Genomic DNA, 21,413 nt, shown 5'->3' on the forward strand with positions numbered 1-21,413 from the left:
GTTAGGCAAGTTTAGTTGCGGCATCTGCCACCGCTTTTTCAATACGATTATACGATGCACAACGGCAAAGATTGCCACTCATCGCGTCTCGTATTTCGGCTTCTGAAGGTTTAGGATTGTCTTTAAGAAAAGAAGAGGCGGTCATAATCTGGCCGGCCTGGCAATAACCACACTGAGGTACGTCATGTTCTTTCCAAGCGACTTGCACGGGGTGCGTGCCATCTTCAGAAAGGCCTTCAATAGTGGTGATTTCGGTATTTTCTAATGAGCTTATCTGTAATAAGCAGCTTCGGGTTGCGGCACCATCAATATGAACGGTACACGCACCACACTGGCCTATACCACAGCCAAATTTTGTTCCTACAAGATCAAGAGCATCTCTTAAAACCCACAATAGCGGCGTATCGGGATCTGCATCGACGCTCATCGATTTACCATTAACTTTTAGATTGTAAACGGGCATAGCATTTTTTTTTGTTTTGGTTAAATTAATAAAAACTTAACAGGTTTGTTAGACCGTTACTTCTATTTATACAGATTCAAAAAAAGAGAAAGATTATTTCAGATCATTTGATGTTTCAATGAATTAGATTTATACGGTAAAATCAGAGTTATGAAATCTACAGCAATATTAATTCTTGCAGCAGGAAGTGCCAGTAGAATGGGAAAAGCCAAGCAATTACTCCCATATAACAGCAGCACTTTATTAGGTCATGCAATGATGCAGGCTCTAGCCTCTAAAGCTGAGGCTGTTTATTGTGTTTTAGGGGCCAATGCAGAAGTTATTGAAAAAGGTATTCCACAAAAAATCCACTTGATTTATAACCCAGATTGGGGACAAGGCCTTGGAAATAGTATAGCGACAGGTATTAAACACTTAAATAATACGCACTTTGATCGTGTTTTAGTGATGCTTGCAGATCAACCTAAAATAGATACAGACTATTTGAATCTATTAATTGATACTGCTGAAGTAGACGATAATAAATGCATAGCTTCTGGTTATGGTATTAAAAACGGGGTGCCAGCGGTATTTCCTAGAAGCTATTTTGAAGTGCTCGAAGAGCTTTCTGGAGATTTGGGTGCACGTAAATTGTTAAACTCAGGTTCTGATTTTGTGGTGTCAATTGATGCAAAAAATAAAATTCAAGACATTGATACTCCCGAAGATTATAGACTTTTGCTAAAAAAATAAACTTATTTTTAATCACTGAAACCACAACACGATTTAATCAAATGACTGCCGATCAAGAGAAAAAACAAGCTGCATTAGAAGCTGTTAAATTTATAAAAGATAATATGGTCGTAGGACTGGGTACCGGTTCTACTGCAAAACATATGATTGAAGCAGTAGGGGATCTTGTTAAAAATGGGATGAATCTTACCTGTGTACCTTCGTCTGATGCTACAGAAAAGCTGGCGCGAGAACTTGGTATTACCATTGTTGAACTTCACGAAGTTGATAAAATAGATGTCACTATAGATGGTGCAGATGAGTTTGATGGTGATTTTCAACTCATAAAAGGAGGTGGTGGAGCCTTATTACGTGAAAAAATACTAGCGTGGAACACGGCATATAACATTATCATTGCAGACAGTAGTAAAGATGTACAAAAGCTAGGAGCCTTTAAGCTTCCTGTTGAAGTTATACCATTTGCTACAAAACAAATTTTTAATTATTTGCAAGCTGAAGGTTTAAAACCAGTACAGCGAATGAAAGAAGAGCTGCCGTATCGTACAGATGAAAATAACAACATATTAGATATCGATATCTCAGGGGTTGATGATCTTCAAAGCTTAGAAATAAAATTACTAAAAGTACCCGGCATCGTAGAAACCGGTTTATTTCTTGATACAACTAGTCTGATTATAGTAGGTAGAGAGGGTGGTCCTGAGGTAAAATTTCGCAATTAAGGCTATATTATTTTTGCATTAACTTAATATTGAATTAATTAGTAATTGTTATTTACTAGAGATTGCATTGAGATCAATCTATAAAATAAAAGCCCGAAAAATAATTTTCGGGCTTTTGTATATGTTCAAACTTCCTGTTTAGTCTTCAGTAGGATCTTCAGAATTCCAATTAAAATAACCTCCTTCAAGTTCATAAATTGTCGTGAAACCAGAGTCTTTCATCACTTCGGCAGCTTTACTACTGCGATTTCCAGAACGGCAATAAATATAAACAGGTTTAGATTTATCTAAGGTTTGTAGTTTACTATTAAATGTTGCGGTATCTAAAAAATCGATATTTTTTGCATTATCAATATGACCAGCTTCAAATTCTGAAGCTGTACGAACATCAACTAATGCTACAGTATTATTTTCAATACTACTCTTAAAAGTAGCTTTGTCTAAAACTTCGTGTTTAGACTCTTGCGCGTTCGCTTGAAAAGCAAGCGAAACAAAAAGGAAAAAAGTTAATAATACTTTCATAATTTTATTTTTTAAGAGTTGAAGGGCATACAAAGTTAGTTGTTTTTAAGTTGGTTTCTTTTAAAGCTTTGTAACCACCCTGCACATCTACTAAGTTATGAATTCCGCGGCTTTTTAAAATACTTGCTGCGATCATACTGCGATACCCTCCTGCACAGTGAATATAGAATTCTTCAGTATCTGGGAATTCACTTAAGTGTTTATTTATGAAATCTAAGGGCGTACTTGATGCAATTTCTAAGTGTTCTGCTTCAAATTCGCCCGGCTTCCTTACATCAAAAACAGAGGTGTTTTTATCAGCGAGTACAGCAGCTTCTAACTCGGTAGCTGTAACAGATTTTACGTGATCGGTTTGTTTGCCAGCAGCTTCCCAGGCTTTAAATCCGCCTTTTAAATATCCTATAGTCCCATCAAATCCTACTCGAGATAGACGCGTAATTGTCTCTTCTTCACGACCTTCTTCTGCAACTAGTAAAATAGGTTGTGCGGTATCTGCAATAAGAGCACCTACCCAGGGAGCAAAACCACCATCTATACCTATAAATATAGATCTGGGGATATGGCCTTCAGCAAAACTAGCCTGATTGCGCACATCTAGAATAACGGCGCCGGTTTCATTTGCTGCAGTTTCAAATGCATCTAGAGATAAAGCCTGTGTACCGCGTTCTATTACATCATCAATATCGTCGTAGCCTTCTTTGTTCATTTTTACGTTAAGCGGAAAGTAAGAGGGAGGCGGTAATAAACCATCTGTAACCTCCTTAATGAATTCTTCTTTAGTCATATCTGCACGCAAGGCATAATTTACCTTCTTTTGATTTCCCAGCGTGTCAACGGTTTCTTTCATCATATTCTTACCACAAGCAGAGCCTGCGCCGTGAGCAGGATATACAATGACATCATCTGCCAGAGGCATAATTTTTTCGCGTAAGCTATCGTATAAAAAACCGGCAAGATCTTCCTGAGTTAATTCTTTAGCCTTTTGAGCCAGATCAGGACGTCCCACATCACCTAAAAATAAAGTGTCTCCACTAAAAATAGCGTGATTTTTTCCATTTTCATCTATAAGAAGGTAGGTAGTACTCTCCATAGTATGTCCCGGCGTATGAAGCGCTTTTATAGTAATAGCACCTAATTTAAATTCCTGATTGTCTTTTGCGATAACTGCATCAAAAGTAGGGTTTGCATTGGGGCCATAAATAATAGACGCACCCGTTTCTTTAGCGAGTGTTACATGCCCGCTAACAAAATCTGCGTGAAAATGAGTTTCAAAAATATACTTGATTTTTGCATTGTCTGCTTCTGCGCGCTCGATATAGGGTTTTACTTCCCGAAGTGGGTCAATAACGGCAACCTCGCCCTGACTTTCTATGTAATAGGCTCCCTGAGCTAAACAACCGGTATAAATCTGTTCTATGTTCATCTGTTCTAATTTTCTATTACAAAGATAAGGCACCTGTTGTGGTATCTGGGTAACTCGTGTTACATTGATTTAACAGAATTGATTTTTTTGTTTAAGCACCAAATTTTAACCCGAATTGAAAGCGGCCACCCTCATCACCTGTAAAGTAACTAAAGCTACTATTTAAAAATGCACCTATACTAAAATTAAGACCGCCTCCATAACTGGTATGCCACATTTTTGAGTCTTCATTATTGAGCCATACGCGACCTAAATCATAACCTGCAAACAGGTGTGAACGTACGGGAAAAAGAGCGGTTTTTAAGGGTTTAAATTGATATAAAATATCTGCGGAAGCACGAAGCGATTGGTCTCCTGTAAACCTATCTAGACGGTAACTTCTCAAACCGGAACTACCTCCTAAACGAGCCGCCTGATAAAATGGAATGTCATTACCAAAACGCAGTTGCCCGTCAACCTGTGTTTTTAAAACCAAATCTCTTGAGCTGTCTATCGCATTCCAAAAAGTGATTTTGGGGTCTGCAGCAAAAACGGTCTCAGCAGAATTTAAGTTATCACTATAATACCCCGAAGCTTCAAAAAACATCCCTCGTGTAGGAAAATTTATGTTGTCTATGCTCTTGTAGGAATAAATTGCGCTAACGGTAGCATATTCATTATTAATGAGATTGTTAGCTGTATTTATTAAAAGTGAAGGATCAAGTACAAATTTTTGAAACTTAAGAAAGGTTTCAAATGAACTACCATATTCACCGTTATAATACACGCCTGCGCCGCCCTCAAATTTCTGCATATTGATGCGGTTAAAATCAAAATTTGTGGCATCATTTAAAGTTTCATTTCCGAAGCCAAAAAAGTTTTCTGTATAATTATTTGTTGTTGCAAGACTAGAAATTTTAAAATTCCACTCCGGAAAAATATTTGCAAAATGTACTTCGGCTTTAAAAATTGCTGCCTGCGTAAGTGAAAAATACTGCGCATCTAAGACAAATTGTGAGGTAAACGGGTTGCGTTCAAAACCTAATTTTTGACGTGCAAATCGTAAATGTGGTGCCACTCCCCAGTCTGGATTATAGGGTAACTCCAGACCTATTTTTTTTGCCTCTCCGGGACGACGTTCTGTGTCATAAATATGGTTTTCATAAACCGAACTAAAACGAATACGAGCCCCATTATTAGATTCTATTTTATTGCCTTTAGGCTGATCGTATATGGTTAGATTATTTCCATTTTTAAGATCATAAGTATCGTCATCAAGCCCACCTGCAATAACTAATTTAATGCTGCTTTTTCCGTTACCATTTGTTGTAAAAACATCATCATCATCAAGACCATAAATCCATATTTCGGCAGTTTCCTGAGGATTAAATGTGCGGTCAAAGAGCAAAGTCCCATCTTGATCATCTTCAATTCTAACTGCTTTTATACGCGTTGTGCCATCATCATTGCGGGTAATATAAAAATGATCATCTTTATCTGTTCCCTTGAGTGTTTGAAACTTAATATAGAATGCATAGTAGCGCTCAACGATGTCTTTAAGGTTGCTTTTGCGCTTTAGCAAATCATCTTGTAGTTGCAACCAATCTTCATCTTGAATTTCGTCAGGAATGTCTGCAAAAGCTTTTGCAACCACTTCAGGAGTAATTTGTTTTTGAATGTAATCAACAGCGTCTAGCCATTCTTTTTTTGTGCTTTTCTGCAATATAGCGCGATCTAACGTGATTGCACTTTCACTAAACTTCTCAATAAATTCTATATCTGGACCGTAATTAGCGAGTTCGCGGGTACTTGCCATAAATTTTTGAAGCATTTTGATAATTTTACCATCAAATTTTGAAAACACCTGATCGCGATCGCGGGGTATTGCAATATATGTTGCTACATCTGCACTGTCTTTACGTTCTGCCCAGCGCCACTGGTCCTCGTGACGGTCCCAATCTCCCACAAGCATATCAAAAACTCGTGCTCGTATGTAATCATTTTCTTCAACCACATTCTTTTCATCTTCACGTATGGCTTCAAATAGGTCTGTGGTGCTCTCAACATCTTCGTTAAAACCAAACATATGATCCCCATTAAAATCGGCGTCAGGCTTTTCTACAATCATATATAGGCGATCCCCGTGGGTTTCATTAAAATCACCTAATTCTTTCTGTTTAGGTACATAAAATACCTTAGGATGGGTGTGGTTGAGGTCTGCAGCGCCTGCAAGTTTAGGTATTGCAAATGCGCCATAAGGATGTGATGCGGTGTAGAAATCTTCAATAAGGCGAGCAGGTAAGGTCCCTTTAAAATATACCTGAGCATCCAGATCATCATAGCCAGAAGATTTTAAAAATGCAAATGGATCTTTAGCTAAAGCCCGCATATTGTATTCTCTATCGTCTTTGTCTACCAGTCGTAATGACTGCGTTTGATGTCCGCCACCGGCACGTTCAACCTTTAGACCGCCATAAAGTGTATCGAGTAGTGCAACGTGAGCCTCAATCTCAACACCATATAAATCTCTATAATGTTTACCCCATTTTTTTTCATATTTATTAGAAACTTCAACCAGTTCTTTAGGATAAATACGTGCTTTTTTTGTCTTCGGAAATGTTACGGGTAACGAATCTACAGGGTAGGCTTTTGGTTTTAAAAACGCTTCTTTTGAAAAAGTCTCGACGATTTGTTTTTGAGTATTTAAGGTATAAAAATGTACTGTTGAGGCACCATCTTTAAACAAACGTATTTCTGAAAATCCCGGTTCTACCGAAGCAAATAAGCCGTCTTTACCCAATCTTGCATATTCGGTTTTACTTCCTGTGCCTGTTATTAATTGGCGTATAGAACCGTTTTCTATATACTGCATAGAGCGCTCGTGTGCAGAAAGTACAAACAGTCTGGGAAGATCTATAGCCATCGTTTTAAGCTCCTGCATCAAGCTATTCATTAACGGGTTAAATTGATCTTGTTTTGATATGCCGCCCTGTGTACGGGCAAAAGCCCAAATGAAGCCGGCACCAGGTATATAAGCATTTTCGGCAGAAGGTCTATATAAAGCACGGGTACTCATCTCACCACCATAAATTCCGTTAGAATATAAGGGATGGTGCATCACCAGAAGCACATTTTTATGTCGTGCTTTACGCGCCTCATCTTTTAAAATAGTCAAAAATTGTGCGCGCGTTTTAATTCCACATTTGTCGTTAAAACCCGGGTGCTTACTCCAGTCTTCGATATACCATTGAGAATCTACAATAATTATTTCGGTTTCCTCATCTACAGAAATCGTTTCGATAGCACACCCATTTTCTGGTTGAAAATGGTTGTCTTTCCCCATTTTCTTTTCTATAAAATCTTCAATCTTCTCAAGACCTGCAACACCGTGATCGTTCCATTCATTTTCACCGGGAATCACAAGTGTTTTTCCGTTAAAGTCTTCAATTAATTCAATTACATCTTTAAGCTGCTCTTCATTATTATCTTCGGTTAGCTTACTAGCATAAACATTATCTCCCAGAATCATCAGATAATCGTCTTGATGCGCTCTTTCCTTTTGAAAATTTTTAAAACCAGTCAAAAGGTCTCTATTAGGTCCTTTTTTGCTAGAGCCCAGGTTTCCTAGTAGAAAAACGCTTCGGTAAGCAGTAGTGTCTATAGATGAAACCCCTATTTTAAATTCTGAATCGAGAAATTGCGTGCGTTTACTGGCGCAGGAATAAATTAAAAATGCAGCAATTAGCAGTAGGGAATAGGTATGTAGTTTCTGTTTCATTATGGGGCTATGTATGCGTATTTGAGCAAAATTATTAAATCTGCTCTACGCTTAAAGTTTTTGTGTAATTGTTAACGTTATTCACTAGTACCTTAATAGTTTACAGTTGGGCATTTAAAATCAACAATTGAGTAAGACAGATTTATTGAATGCTGATCTTATTAGAAACTTTGAGGTGTCTAATCAAAAATTTGAACAGTTATGATTAAATTATTTATCTGGCTAGTGCATGCAATTGCTTTATCAACAATGCCACAATCTACATTAGTAACTACTCGTGAGGGCTATGCGCAAAACGTTTTAAATGAATTAGTGACTGAAGTAGTCTACGAGAGTTCTGGAGATTGTAATAACTTTAAAACGGGGGAAATATCATTAAGATTACCCTAACAAAATTTAAGTATGACCAATTTTTTAAAGGAATTAGGAAAAGCTGTTATAGTAGGAATTGCTATCTATATTGTCTTTTTAATCATTCATCTAGGAGGCGGAAATGCCTTGTTATTTAATAGAACACTAGCTGAAGATTTTGCACAAAGTATGGTGTATTCAGTGGTGTTGTATCTACTTAATATGAGTGTTTTTAAATATTACTATGGTAAAAATTTAAACAATTTGTACTCGTATAAGCATCAAATTAGAGCCATAACGGCAAGTCTTGTAGTTACTGTTTTTGGTATTTTTTTAATACGTATGTTTCTTAAGTCTGTAACACAGGAAATAGATCTTATAAAATTTGTACAGGAGGAGTCTTATTCAGGATATTGGATGCCTCTTTTTATCGCGCTTGTTTGTAATCTAATTTTCTACTTTTTCTTTTACTACCGGTATAAAAAAGACCGGCAGGTAAAGGAGCAGAAAATTATCGCTGGTACTGCATCGGCACAGTTTGATGCATTAAAGAATCAATTAGATCCGCATTTTTTGTTTAATAGTCTTAATGTTCTCACCAGTTTAATTGAAGAAAATCCGCAGCAGGCACAAAAGTTTACCACCTCGCTTTCTAAAGTATATCGTTATGTATTAGAACAAAAGAATAAGGAGCTTATTTCGCTTGAAGAAGAACTTGCATTTGCTAAAACCTATATGACCTTGCTTAAGATGCGATACGAAGATAGTATTGTGTTTACTATGCCACAACACGTTATTAATCCTGATGCTAAAGTAGTGCCACTGGCTTTGCAGCTGCTACTAGAAAATGCCGTTAAACACAATGTTGTTAGTGACCAGCATAAACTCCATATTACTATTGAAGAAGTAGGTAACTATCTCATAGTAAAAAATAATCTTCAGCCTAAAAAAATAATGTCAAAGAGCAGTGGTGTAGGACTTATAAATATCAAACAGCGCTATGCGTTATTAACATCACGAACTGTTCAAATTAACACTACTGAAACAGCGTTTATAATTAAAATACCCACACTCACTCACCAATTAAAACAACCGGTTATGAATACAGAATATTACCTCTCAGAAAAGAAATATGCGATGGCTAAAGAACACGTAGAAAAGTTAAAGGGCTTTTATATAAACTTTGGTCTATACTGTTTAATTATACCCATATTAATAGGTTTAAACCTGTACAGTGGCTCATTTCCCTGGGCTATTTTTCCGGCATTGGGCTGGGGGTTAGGGGTATTTTTTCATGGTGCAGATGTTTTTAACTGGAATTTTCTATTAGGTAAAAGCTGGGAAGAACGAAAAATTAAACAGTTGATGGATCAACAAAAAAGAAAGTAATTACAGTTGAGTCACTTAAAATGACAATCGGGTAATTTGAAATTGAATTTAACCTGAAATCGCAGCAAATTTGTTTCAGTATAAACAATAAAACAAAATAAAATGGAAAATTTTGACAAAGAAAACAGATACTTGCAAGCTAAAGAACAAGTAGCAGAAATCAAGAAATTTTACGGTAGCCTTATGAGTTATGTGCTTGTAATAGGAGCTTTAGCAGCACTTAATTATTATACAAACAATTTTAGGTACCCCTGGTTTCTTTGGGCAGCTTTAGGATGGGGAGTAGGTTTATTGTTTCAAGCAGCTAAAGCATTTAACTGGAACCCTATTGTAAGTAAAGATTGGGAAAACCGAAAGATAAAGGAGTTTATGGAGCGTGAAGAAAAGTCACAATCTAATATGGGCCGTTGGGAATAACTAAAATTTCGCATATTATGAAAGATCAAGACAAAACCTACAAAGAAGTTGTAAACCGTGTGAAACAGCTTAAAAATTTATACAATCATATTCCTGTTTATATTATCATATCTGCACTTTATGTTGCTTTTTGTCTGGGTGCTTTTGACGGAGGTAGATTTAGTCAATACATTCCATTTTGGTCACCTGTGTGTATGGTAGTTGGTTATGGTTTAAGTCTTGTAGGCTATTCCATTTACCTTAAACACGGAAGATTCTTTGAATCGTATTACAAACAATGGGAAAATCGTAAAATAGAAGAGTATCTAAAACGTGAAGAAGAGCGTGTTTCTTCTTTAGATCGTTGGGAATAATGATACAGAACAATTTAAATTATAGAACCATTTTTTAAACTATGAATGTACTCGTCATCGAAGATGAAAAACCCGCAGCACGCCGACTCACGCGAATGCTTGAAGCTTTAGCGTTAAATGTACAGGCACAATTAAATTCTGTAGAGGAAGCAGTAAATTGGTTCTCTTCAAATAAACATCCAGATCTCATTTTTCTAGATATTCAATTAAGTGACGGATTGTCTTTTGAGATTTTTGATGCTGTAGACGTTACAAGTGCAATCATATTTACAACAGCCTATGATGAGTATGCATTGCAGGCATTTAAACTGAATAGTATAGATTATTTATTAAAACCTATAGATGATGAAGAGCTTGAAGCGGCGGTAACAAAATTCAGAAAACAGAATACTACAACTCAGGATGTTAAACTTAACTTTGACGATATACGCAAATTATTAGGTGTAAATCCGGTTGAGCGCGAATATAAAAAGCGTTTTACCGTTAAGATAGGGCAACATCTTAAAATGATTACTATTGAAGATGTAGTGTGTTTTTACAGTGAAAACAAAGGCACGTATGCGCGTACTTTAGATAAACGCGATTATCTTCTAGACACTACACTAGAACTTTTAGAAAATGAGCTTGCTCCAGATGTTTTTTTTAGAGTAAGCCGAAAGTATTTTGTAAACGTACAGGCGATACAAGATATCATTAGCTATACCAATTCGCGTTTGCAAATAAAACTTAAATCTGCTGATGATTTAGAAATTATTGTAAGTAGGGAGCGCGTCAAGGATTTTAAACTGTGGATTTCTTAATCTAAGCTGAGAACAGCTACATCTGTGTTATTTACAGCCTGTATTTTTTTGGCGATGGTAAATATACCTTCTAAATCTGTGCGGTTGTCAATGGCTTTTTTTGCATCTTCCAGAATAAGGTTAGCTTCCCTGATGAGGGTTTGATCTACATTTTTAATTACGCTTTCTACCTGCAGTAGAAAGTATAATGCTGTTAACATTTTATGCAGCATTATCACATCATGTTTACAATATACGCGCAGAGGCACAAAAACAAAATAGATGAGTTCCTCAAAATTTAAAGTACGTAGACTTATAACTGCCTCGTCATTTTCATTACGTATAAAACTATAATCTTCTTTTTTTAAGCGTAATGCAAAGAGTTCTGAAAGGTAATCAACACAGGTAATAGCCGTGCCGGGGTCGTTAATACCAGGACTCATTGCCTTAATTGCGATTTCTGTTAATTGTTTAAAACCCAAAACATAATTATGAGTTACAATTTCGCTACGTGAAAACCCAAAACAAGACAACACCTGCTCTTTAAAATCATCATTTAGATCTATAGAACAGCGTGCTATTGGGATGTTTTTAAGTATAAATGTCCCTTTAGGTTGCATAATATGTATTTTGCAGTCTTTCTCTTTACAAATGTCAAGTAGCGTATCAATAGCTATTGTTTGCAGGTAGCCGGTTTTGTCTATTCGTATTTCCTGCCAGTCACTGGTATCAGGAAAATCAGGGTGATTTGAGATATTTGCAGATTTCGCTATAATCTGATCAAGTCGTGATTTTGCCTTGCTGTAAATATTTTCAACAATACGGTTAACCTGTATGGCTTCAGAAATTGAATGTATAAAATAGATAAATAGGGCAAGTGTAAGCATGCTAAGACCAATACCTACCAGTACAGAAAATCCTGGAAGTTGGTATTTATTTTCTGTAGGTTCAATACTTAATAAAATGAGGATACAATAAATAAGTGTGGCTATATAGTACCCTAAAACGTATTGATGCTTTTTATTAGAAATAAGTCCGGGTAAAATACGTGGGGAATAATTGCTTGATGCCTGGTTTAAAAGAATCATAACCATAGAGAAACTAAAAACCATAAGAGAGATAATTCCTCCAATGAAGGTACTTAGTAGTGTTCTTGCGGTATCTGCATCATTAATGACAAGGTTAGGAACATGCTCTATAAGAAAACCTGAAATGCCACGGCTTTCTGCATAAAGCATAATAAAACCGGCAATTAGACCTATTAAAGCGATAACAGAAGGATAAAAGCCTATTTTTCCGGTGAGATTGACAATAAAGAGTTTGATTTTTGTAACAAGTTGACGCATTGAACGAATTTCTAATTTAATTATTTAACCTACAGTCTTATTTGTATTCTCTTAACACCTACAGACACTAAATGTTAGTTTTCATCAAAATCTGAGTCTATTCTATTTTCGTTAAATGCACTGGGTAATAACTCAGGTATAAATTTAACAAGCAGTGGTAATAAGATACCACCTCCGGGAAGTATAAAAATTGCAAGAGATGGTATGCTTTTGCAGATACTTAAGAGTTGTGATTTAACTCTTTTCTTTTCAGCTTTGCTTAAATCTCTAAAAGTTGATTGGCTGAGTAACATAACTAAATCTTTACTTTCTGAAAGCTCCTGTATTAAGCGTTTTTTATTTCTAAGAATTAGAATTTTAACGGTTTGACTGGTTTGATTGTAAAAGTGTTTTACCGGATTACTATAGTTGAGGTATGATATTTTCTTTCGGTTTTTAACAATAAATTCATGTATATAGGTTGCCGAAGTATTAATAGTTTCTGTAGGCAACTCCAGTAATTTACCAAAATTCTTAAGAAAGAGATATTCTGTATAATCTAATTTGGCATCATCCCAAATGGCAAGCGCTGCAAGGTCTAACAAATATCTGCGTTGCGTAAGTTTTGGGAAGTGAACTAAGGGTAAATCTTCAATACTTTGTACTTCTCGCATTAAATTACGCGTGTACCGCAGTGATTTCTCAAATAACTTGAGGAGCAGTTTGTCGTAATGCTCTTTCTCTTCTTTTTGCATTAGCGCGAGCCAAATTGTATTCATTAGCGTTGCCTCTAATTCCTGAGCAAATGCAATGCTGTTCTCTCCTTGATTCAAAAAATAATCAAAAGCGATAACGTCAAGAAATAGCAGTGCATTAGTAATTACATTGCTAAAGTTTTTCTGAAGAATAGGCTCATTAGTTTGTATACGCTCCTGTATGATTTTTTCTAATGAAGCGGAATTGGGTTTAGGGTTTTTAAAACTGCTGAAATACTGATACTCCTTAGGGTTAATCTGCGAGTAGAAGTCTATCACAGCCGCATAAAAATGGGTATCGTCTCTATTGTGTTTAAAATAGATATAGTATAAACAGTCAAAGAAGTTGAGTTTAGCACGCTCAATTTCCGTCCACTGTAAAGGTTCATTAGTACCATAACTCAGTGTTGTTACAGAAACGCCATAAATAAAGCCGGTTTGTAAAAGTTGACTGTAAAGAACATCAGAATTAGGTTCTGTTGCGTGCAGCAATTTTTTAATTACAGATTGATGTTTTGTAATCCATCCGGGAGATGAGGGATTCATACAATTCTATTTATAAAGTTCAATTTGGTTTTGTTCAGCTTAAAGTTTTGATAATAAACCACTTAATTATTTTTAAGAAGGATGCTTATCCAGGATTTATACCTAGAGCAACTCAACTAAAAAACTTTAACAGTATTATTAGCAGAAAGTTTAGATTCTACAAAACCATACGCTTTTCTTTTACGTAAATGTAGTGAATAAGTTAAATTGGGCATTTAACTTTTTACTATGTAAAAATCCAGTTTCTCGATTTATCGGGGGGTAATATGAAAAAGGAAAGGAAATCAATTGGTTAGTTGATTAGTTTTTTTGGATTTTTTGTTAGTTGGAGAACCACCATGTTTTGGAGAAGGCAGGTGGTTCTTTTTTTATGCCCTTTTTTTGAAGGTTTTAAACATAAAAAAATGCCTCTAGTTGTTTAGAGGCATTTTTATTGAATTAACGATGAGTTTTAAGCATTTGTACTAACAACCCCTAATGTATAGAGTTGTTCCATCGTAGGGGTATCACTACCACCTGCAGGTTCTAATGTTATCCCAAAGGCTTGTGACTCATTTGGATTATCAAATGTAAACACCTTGTTTTCATTTGCGCTAAAGTCATCTAATAGTCCCATACTCGTAGGAGTTAACGGATCAAGTTTTAAGGACCACACCTGGTAAACCATACCTTCTGGAGGTTCTGGTAATCCCATTGCATCTATATATGCTTTATTCTGATCTTTATCCCAAAATACATTTACGTAAGCATCTGGGGCAACTTGTTGACCTGCCAAAGGAACCTTAGTCACTTTAGGATCTCTTATTACAGCTAAAATAGTTTTAGTCTGTTGTAATGAATTTTCAGCATCTTGCATTTTAGTCTCCATTATCGCTTTTTGAGCTTCAGCAACTCTCAACTCCTGGCGTAAGTTGTTTGTTCTGTTTAAGAGAACAAATATTCCTATTAAAAAGATAAGCGAAGCCGCCACACTTATAAACGAGATAAGCTTAGTACGTTTGCTTGCTGCTGTAGGCTGAAGTTGTATTACCCCATTATGATTACGCAATTTTGCTTTTATAGCAGCTAACATTTCTTCAGGATTGTAAGGTGCAGCTGCCGTTGCGAGGCTTTGCAAAGCTTCTTCAATTTCTGAAACTTCACTTTCAACCTCAGGATATTGCATAAGTACCTTTGATACTTCTTCGCTTTCTTGTGAAGTCAAAGCCCCGTATACATATAATTCGAGGATTCCAGAATCTATATATTCTTGTATATTCATCTTACTCTACTAATATTTCTCTTAATTTGTTAATGCAAAGTCTGTTACGGGTTTTAATAGTACCTAAAGGCATGTTAAGCTCTTCTGAAGCTTCTTTCTGGGTATAACCTTTAAAAAATAATAGATTAATAACCTTTTTACATTCTTCACCTAATGTCTTAATGTACTTGCTAATTCCTATAGCATCCATCTTGTTTGAAAAGCTATTCTTGCTTTCAATTATATCTACGAAATATTCTTGTGTGAGGTTTTTCTTTTGATTCTTAAATGACTTAGAACGTGTCTTATCTATAGCCGCATTGCGAGCTATGTTGAGAAGCCAGGTAAAAAAACGCCCTTTTTTTGAAGAATAGGAGTCACAATTGTCCCATACTTTAATAAAAACATCTTGTAAAACTTCTTCTGAAGCTTCTGTATCGTGTAAAACACTATTAATAACTCCAAAAATGCTTTGAGAGTAGAGACTGTATAAACGCTCAAACGCTTTTTCATCTCTTTGTTGTAATTTCAGTATTAAATCGTCTGGCTGCATAGCTAAATTTAGTTGGTTTAAATGTATTAAATAAAACCTAAAAAAGCAGCCATCTGGCTGCTTTTAGTATTATATATTAAGGCTTGTATTATTCAATGATACCACCGCAGCTCACACGAGCTCCTGCATCACCACTAGGCTGACTTTTAAAATCATCTGCACCCTGGTGTACAATTAAACCTTTACCTACGATATTTTTCATATTATCTTCACAACCTATACACCACTCATCTGTTGTCATAGTGATTGTACCGTTTCCATTCTCATCTGCCTGAAAATTACCTATATCTCCTTTATGATAACCTGCAGCATCACCCCATTTACCATGTTGCTCCTTAGTAGGGTTCCAGTGACCACCGGCTGATGTACCATCGTCTGCAGAACAGTCTGCATTTTCATGAATATGTATTGCGTGCATTCCCGGTTCTAGACCTTCAAAAACAGCTGTCATCGTAACTTTACCATCTTCTTCTTTAAATACAGCAGACCCCTCTGCAGTACTACCACTTTTTGAATCTAATTTTACCGTAATTTTTTTAACTGCTGGTGCTTCTTGTACAGCCTCCGTAGTTTCAGTTGTTGTTAATTCTTCTGTTTCTTTGTCTTTATTGTCGTTTTTACAGGATGTAAAACCTAAAGCTAAAGCAAGTGAAAAAAGTATTGCGTAATTTTTCATAATGATAATTTTGATTGTTTAGTAGAGTACTAAAGTAAAGGATTGAATAACGCCTACCAAAGAATTATATATAGCTTAACAAAAGTATTAAGAAGATGTTAATTGTTAGGGAATCGCAATACATAAATGATGCGGAGTCATAATTGCCTTTACTGAAGTTTTTTCACCTATAAATTCTCCATCAATTTGAAAAGCTATTGGCTTTTTACAGGTTATCTCAGCTTCTTTACACGAGATTACAGTTACAAAATCTGGATTGAGCGCTGCGTCATCATAAAAGGTTTCAATAATTCCTTTGACGCTTAAATTTTTAAAAATTAAAACTTCAAAAATACCGTCATCCATTTTGCCTTTGGGATTAATATTTGCCCCGGTACCAAATTTATTAGCATTGGCGATTGCAACTAAAACACCTTGTTCTTTATAATGTTTACCATTAGCATAAATTTCAACATCAAAAGGATAATCTGAATTTAATAGAGTAGGTATAGCTTGTAAAAAATAGCCTAGTTTGCCACGTATTTCAGACTTTTCATAATTTTCTATCAATTTTGCATTGACACCTAAGTCTGCGATGTGCAAACAGGTAATTTTATCAATCTCTATAATATCAAGATTTATATAATTATTACCCAGCGCGATGTTAAGCTGATCTTGTAATTTTTCAGGAATATTAAAATTAGAAGCTAATCCGTTTGCAGAGCCCGAAGGGAGTAAACCTATTTTTAAATCTTTTGTTTTTAAAATTTCGGCCACTTCGCGTATAGTACCGTCACCGCCTGAAATGAGTACCCTATCAATTTGATGTAATTCAATAAGTTTATTTATAGCCTCATTATCATCATCACCAGTGGTCTCATAGACTACAGGAGTATTCCCGTTATCATTAACGTGATTTTTAAAAGCCTCAATAATGGGCTTTTTGTCTGTACCTCCCGCAATGGGATTAATGACAAGGAGAATGGTCTTTTGTGCTTTCATTAAGTAAATTTCGATTTAAAATTAGGTATTTTGAACACCTGAAAACGTTAACAAACTACCAATAGTGAAACTAGATTTACAATTATATAGAGGTTATGTAAATGAAGGTGAACTCATTGTTTTTGGACATGTGTTTAAATCCTGGGCTCCAGATAAATATCAGGTAGATCGTAAAGGTTTTAAACATGCCTTTTCTGTACTTCATATGTTTAGAATTTCACCCTTAAAAGATGTTGAAGTACGACTTAAGTTTAAAAACCTCGACATTACAACGTTGACCATGCAGGACGGGTATTTTCGATTTACGGTTCCATTTACCGATAGTCTGGAAAGTGGCTGGCACAAGTATGAGGTGAGTTGCAAACCCGAAGAAGCAACGTACGGAATTGTTGAGAAGGCAGATTTGCTAAAGCCTTTTGAAAGCGAACTAAGTATTATCTCAGATATAGACGATACTTTTTTGATTTCGCATAGCGGAAACCTATTTAAAAAACTTTATGTGATGCTGGCGCGTAATGTGAATAAAAGAAAAACTTTTGAAGACGTTGTTAAACATTATGACGCTTTAAGTAACAGCGGGCATAAAGCAGAGGGACAAAGCAATTCTTTTTTTTATGTGTCAAGTAGCGAATGGAATTTGTATGATTTTATCGTACAGTTTACAAAATTACAGCGGTTACCTAAAGCTGTAATAAAATTGAAGGATATCAAAACCGGGATCTCAGATTTCTTAACGACAGGAGGCGGAGATCACGATCACAAATTTGTAAAAATAAAGGATATAATTTCGTTTTATCCAAAACAGCAATACGTGCTTTTGGGTGACGACTCACAACAAGATGCGTTTATTTATGAGCGTATCTGTAAAACCTTTCCTAAGAATATTAGGGCTGTTTATTTAAGACAAACCAGACGCTCTAAAAAAGTAAAAGTACAAGAGGCACTCTCTAAAATGGAACGCCTGCAAGTAGCGACATGTTATTTTAAAAAAAGTAATCAGGCTATTTCACATTCTAAAGAAGTGGGAATTATCAAAAATTGAAACTCATCAGGTTGTAAAAAAAGCCCGGAAGTATTGTGCTTCCGGGCTTTTATATAAATTAATAATCAGGTTAGTTAAACTCAAACGTTTCAATTTCTTTAAAAGGATCAAGTTCTAGCTTTTGCATTTCTGCTTTATAAGTTTTCCAGTCTTCATTAAAAAAGGTATTAACAGCAGCTAAAGCTTGAGTCAATTCTTCTTTTGCCTGAGTAACTAGAATATTTTCAGTCTTAGTTAAGCCGTTAGGCCTGCTTCCTACATAGCCACGAGCCGAATAAATACGGTTAAGCACCGTGACTTCTTTATTTCTGGTGATTCCTTGTCTATCGTCTTCCTTACCTAAGAATAATGCGATTTGAGCATCTATTTTTTTAGTAATGGCTTTTGAACTATCAATCTGAACTTTGTATTTGGTTTTATCGAGTTTCTTTAAATCTGATATATAGTTATCTGCTATATTTTTACTTTCAACAAGTTGTTTTACAGCATCTGCCGAAACCTGAATCATTTCTTCCAGGTTCTTTTCAGCAGCATATATTTCATTTATAGCATTTGCTGAAATATCTAAACGCGGGTCACTTTTAACTGTTATGGTTTGACTATCTTTTAGATCACCATAGTTAAGCACCACTTTGTAAGTTCCTGGTTTTACCGAAACTCCGCCAGATTCTGATGTACGCTTGCGTAGTGTACGCGAAGGTCTGTCGCTGCCTTTCTCATCCATATACCAGCGGATGCTATACGTACCTGCACTATCTGGAGTTTTTGTTTTTAAAGATCTAATAAGACGCTCACCATCGTAGATAGTTAGTGTGATGCTATCCCACTTTACAGCAGTTTCAGAAATCTCTTCATCTTCAATATTCTCTTTTACATCTTCTTTTTTCTTTGCTTCGTCTTTTTTGGGTTTAAAAAAGTATTTTATCTGAGCGCCGCTGCTTCGGTTTTCGCCATTAAAGGTAGCATCTGCACCAAATCTACTTCCCATAGGTTGCTGTGAAGCGTTTTGATAGGCAACGGCAGGAGGGAAAACCTCAAGAGTAGGTGTTTCTGAGCTACTCATTTTAGCGATTAAATCTTTATTGCCCGCTAGTGCGCGTAAGGGTTTAAGATCATCTAAAACCCAGATTGATCTGCCAAAAGTTGCAATGGCAAGATCATCTTCACGCTCCTGAACCACCATATCTTTAACAGGAACAGTAGGGAAGCCGTTTGTCCATTTTTGCCAATCTGTACCGGCATTAAAACTGATATACAAGCCATCATCTGTACCCAAAAACATAAGATTAGGTTCTTTTTTATCTTCTAATATAGAGAGTGTATAGCTACCTACATCATCAACATCTACAATACTTTTCCAGGTTTTACCATAGTCTGTAGTGCGATATGCATACGGTTTGTAATCAAATCTTCGGTAATTATTTGCAACGAGTAGCGCCTCACCCTTTTTGGTGGCTGAAGCTTTAATCTGTGCAATCCAGCTGCCTTCTGGTAGCCCTTTAATATTCTTTGAAACATCAGTCCAGTTCTTACCACCATTTGTAGTAAAAAATACCTTACCATCGTCAGAACCAGTCCAGAGCATATCTTTTTCAGCAGGAGAAGGCTCAATAACCAGAATTGTTGTGTGATTTTCGGCTCCTGTAGCATCCATCGTTAATCCACCACTTTCACTTTGTTTTTGCTTTTCGGGATTATTAGTGGTGAGATCTGGCGATATAACTTCCCAGGTTAGTCCTTTATCTGTTGATTTATGTACAAATTGACTTCCAAAGTAAAGTGTGCTGTTGTCAAACGGATCGATATTAATTGCTGCATTCCAGTTAAAGCGTAGTTCAACTTCAGGATCCGGGTGTGTAGGTCGTACTGAATAATTGTTACCTGTAACCCAGTCGTATCTGCTTACAAAACCTTGCTGGCTCATAGACCACCCGTATTGTGAATTGTCTCTATCTGGAACTACATCGAAGCCATCACCAAAAGAGATTTCCTGCCAGTAAGCATTCCGTATTCCCTGATCTTTCCAAACATATGCGGGACCTCTCCAGCTCCCGTTATCCTGCATACCGCCATAAACATTATAGGGGAATTCGTTATCTACAGCAATATGGTAAAATTGACCCACCGGAATATTTTCAGCAAAGCGCCACGTTTTACCACCATCTCGTGTAATATTAAGTCCGCCATCATTCCCGTCTATCATAAAATCAGGGTTGGTAGGATGTATATACCACGCATGATGATCTGGGTGAACACCATTTTCAACTCCATAGGCAGGCATAAGTTCTTTAAAGCTGGCACCACCATCTTCAGATACATTTATGTAGGTAAAAACGGTATACACTCTATTCTCATTATTAGGGGCGACGTAAATTTCTGCATAATAAAAAGGGCGATCTCCTATTTCATCTGTATTATCATTTACTTTTTTCCAGTTTTCACCACCATCTTCAGAACGGTATAAGGCATTCTTTTTAGACTCTATGTATGCATAGACGATATTGGGTTTATTAGCGGCAATTGCCAGTCCCATTCTCCCTAAATCGCCTTCCGGCAGCCCGTTTTTAGAAGTAATCTCTTTCCACGTATCACCGCCGTCATAGGTAATATACAAGCCAGACCCGGGACCACCACTATTAAAAAACCAGGGGTCGCGCTTGTGTTGCCACATTGCAGCAATTAATTTGTTAGGGTTTGTAGGATCCATTATAAGTTCACCAGCTCCAGTTTTAGAATCTACATAAAGAATTTTCTCCCAGCTTTTACCTCCGTCTTGCGTGCGGTAAACACCGCGTTCTTCGTGTTCGCCCCAGGGCGATCCTATTGCAGCGGCATAAACCATATCAGGATTTGTTGGGTTAATACGTACTCTATATATATGACGGGTATTTTCAAGCCCCATACATTTCCAGGTTTTACCACCATCAAGAGTTTTGTAAATTCCAAAACCACCATTTAGACTATTACGGGGATTTCCTTCTCCTGTACCGGCCCAAACTACAGCTGGATTAGACTGTTGAATTGCAACAGCCCCTATAGAAGCGGTTGCTTCGTTTTCAAAAACCGGTTTCCAGGTTACGCCACCCGAGGTTGATTTCCAGATACCACCACTCGCAGCTCCTGCATAAATTATATCTGGGTTTGCAGTAACCGCATCTATTGATGTAATACGGCCACTCATTCCGGCAGGTCCTACGCTACGTGGTTTTATATTTTTGAGTAAATAGAGATTTACTTTTTGGGCAGACATTCCTAGTGACAATGCTAAAAAGGAGAGTAGTAGTGTTTTTTTCATAGTTTAAAATATGATGAATTTTTTTCTAAGTTAAGGAAAACTTAAAAATATTGATCTGATTTGCATTTTTAGGTCATCTTAACATAAAAAAAATA

At 36.3% G+C, this 21,413-nt stretch carries 19 protein-coding genes; 8 read left to right on the forward strand and 11 right to left on the reverse strand.

The annotated features are described in order from the left end of the window. Position 1 precedes the first annotated feature (1 nt). The gene (locus ACEN25_RS05910) at positions 2-463 is read right to left on the reverse strand and encodes a (2Fe-2S)-binding protein (protein WP_441802101.1); all 462 of its coding nucleotides are present in this window, start codon (positions 461-463) and stop codon (positions 2-4) included. 150 nt (positions 464-613) lie between these two features. Between ACEN25_RS05910 and ACEN25_RS05915 the strand changes: the two genes are divergently transcribed. Beyond that, positions 614-1,195 (forward strand): nucleotidyltransferase family protein, encoded by a 582-nt coding sequence (locus ACEN25_RS05915; protein WP_441802102.1) that lies wholly within the window; start codon positions 614-616, stop codon positions 1,193-1,195. A gap of 41 nt (positions 1,196-1,236) precedes the next feature. Continuing rightward, positions 1,237-1,914 (forward strand): ribose-5-phosphate isomerase RpiA, encoded by a 678-nt coding sequence (rpiA, locus tag ACEN25_RS05920; protein WP_441802103.1) that lies wholly within the window; start codon positions 1,237-1,239, stop codon positions 1,912-1,914. Positions 1,915-2,052: 138 nt separating this feature from the next. Here the strand turns inward: rpiA and ACEN25_RS05925 are convergent, their stop codons facing one another. From ACEN25_RS05925 to ACEN25_RS05935, 3 genes are all read right to left on the reverse strand, one after another. After that, positions 2,053-2,436, reverse strand: coding sequence for a rhodanese-like domain-containing protein (locus ACEN25_RS05925; RefSeq protein ID WP_441802104.1), 384 nt, complete (start codon positions 2,434-2,436; stop codon positions 2,053-2,055). A gap of 4 nt (positions 2,437-2,440) precedes the next feature. Beyond that, entirely contained in the window at positions 2,441-3,859 is a 1,419-nt protein-coding gene (locus ACEN25_RS05930; protein WP_441802105.1) for an MBL fold metallo-hydrolase, read from the reverse strand. 91 nt (positions 3,860-3,950) lie between these two features. Then, positions 3,951-7,616, reverse strand: a complete 3,666-nt coding sequence (locus ACEN25_RS05935) for a hypothetical protein (protein WP_441802106.1) — start codon at positions 7,614-7,616, stop codon at positions 3,951-3,953. 225 nt (positions 7,617-7,841) lie between these two features. Here ACEN25_RS05935 and ACEN25_RS05940 point away from each other — a divergent pair, with 225 nt between their 5' ends. The 5 genes from ACEN25_RS05940 to ACEN25_RS05960 all read left to right on the forward strand — a co-directional run bounded on the left by ACEN25_RS05940 (position 7,842) and on the right by ACEN25_RS05960 (position 10,926). Continuing rightward, entirely contained in the window at positions 7,842-8,006 is a 165-nt protein-coding gene (locus ACEN25_RS05940; RefSeq protein ID WP_441802107.1) for a hypothetical protein, read from the forward strand. 12 nt (positions 8,007-8,018) lie between these two features. Further along, positions 8,019-9,356, forward strand: a complete 1,338-nt coding sequence (locus tag ACEN25_RS05945; RefSeq protein ID WP_441802108.1) for a 2TM domain-containing protein — start codon at positions 8,019-8,021, stop codon at positions 9,354-9,356. Between the two features lie 102 nt (positions 9,357-9,458). Next, on the forward strand, positions 9,459-9,773 hold the full coding sequence (locus ACEN25_RS05950) for a 2TM domain-containing protein (RefSeq protein WP_441802109.1): 315 nt from the start codon (positions 9,459-9,461) through the stop codon (positions 9,771-9,773). Between the two features lie 17 nt (positions 9,774-9,790). Next, the gene (locus tag ACEN25_RS05955) at positions 9,791-10,126 is read left to right on the forward strand and encodes a 2TM domain-containing protein (protein WP_441802110.1); all 336 of its coding nucleotides are present in this window, start codon (positions 9,791-9,793) and stop codon (positions 10,124-10,126) included. Between the two features lie 41 nt (positions 10,127-10,167). Beyond that, positions 10,168-10,926, forward strand: a complete 759-nt coding sequence (locus ACEN25_RS05960; protein ID WP_441802111.1) for a LytR/AlgR family response regulator transcription factor — start codon at positions 10,168-10,170, stop codon at positions 10,924-10,926. On the opposite strand, the gene ACEN25_RS05965 is transcribed toward ACEN25_RS05960, so the two are convergent. The 6 genes from ACEN25_RS05965 to ACEN25_RS05990 all read right to left on the reverse strand — a co-directional run bounded on the left by ACEN25_RS05965 (position 10,923) and on the right by ACEN25_RS05990 (position 16,981). Beyond that, on the reverse strand, positions 10,923-12,251 hold the full coding sequence (locus ACEN25_RS05965) for a DUF2254 domain-containing protein (RefSeq protein ID WP_441802112.1): 1,329 nt from the start codon (positions 12,249-12,251) through the stop codon (positions 10,923-10,925). The two genes, ACEN25_RS05960 and ACEN25_RS05965, sit on opposite strands and share 4 nt — an antisense overlap. 74 nt (positions 12,252-12,325) lie before the next feature. After that, positions 12,326-13,531 carry an LETM1-related biofilm-associated protein gene (locus ACEN25_RS05970; RefSeq protein ID WP_441802113.1) on the reverse strand — a complete coding sequence of 402 codons (1,206 nt, stop codon included), beginning with the start codon at positions 13,529-13,531 and terminating at the stop codon, positions 12,326-12,328. A gap of 451 nt (positions 13,532-13,982) precedes the next feature. Then, on the reverse strand, positions 13,983-14,792 hold the full coding sequence (locus ACEN25_RS05975; protein ID WP_441802114.1) for an anti-sigma factor: 810 nt from the start codon (positions 14,790-14,792) through the stop codon (positions 13,983-13,985). A gap of 1 nt (position 14,793) precedes the next feature. Next, positions 14,794-15,324, reverse strand: coding sequence for an RNA polymerase sigma factor (locus tag ACEN25_RS05980; protein WP_441802115.1), 531 nt, complete (start codon positions 15,322-15,324; stop codon positions 14,794-14,796). Positions 15,325-15,412: 88 nt separating this feature from the next. Beyond that, positions 15,413-16,000 carry a superoxide dismutase family protein gene (locus ACEN25_RS05985; protein WP_441802116.1) on the reverse strand — a complete coding sequence of 196 codons (588 nt, stop codon included), beginning with the start codon at positions 15,998-16,000 and terminating at the stop codon, positions 15,413-15,415. A 105-nt stretch (positions 16,001-16,105) separates the two neighbouring features. Further along, positions 16,106-16,981, reverse strand: a complete 876-nt coding sequence (locus tag ACEN25_RS05990; protein WP_441802117.1) for a diacylglycerol/lipid kinase family protein — start codon at positions 16,979-16,981, stop codon at positions 16,106-16,108. Between the two features lie 64 nt (positions 16,982-17,045). Here ACEN25_RS05990 and ACEN25_RS05995 point away from each other — a divergent pair, with 64 nt between their 5' ends. Then, positions 17,046-18,023: an App1 family protein gene (locus ACEN25_RS05995; RefSeq protein ID WP_441802118.1), complete on the forward strand. Its 978-nt coding sequence runs from the start codon at positions 17,046-17,048 to the stop codon at positions 18,021-18,023. 70 nt (positions 18,024-18,093) lie between these two features. Here ACEN25_RS05995 and ACEN25_RS06000 read toward each other — a convergent pair whose 3' ends face one another. Next, positions 18,094-21,318: a WD40/YVTN/BNR-like repeat-containing protein gene (locus ACEN25_RS06000; protein ID WP_441802119.1), complete on the reverse strand. Its 3,225-nt coding sequence runs from the start codon at positions 21,316-21,318 to the stop codon at positions 18,094-18,096. Positions 21,319-21,413: the final 95 nt, after the last annotated feature.

This window comes from Leeuwenhoekiella sp. W20_SRS_FM14 (genome assembly GCF_052119605.1).
Taxonomy (GTDB): domain Bacteria; phylum Bacteroidota; class Bacteroidia; order Flavobacteriales; family Flavobacteriaceae; genus Leeuwenhoekiella.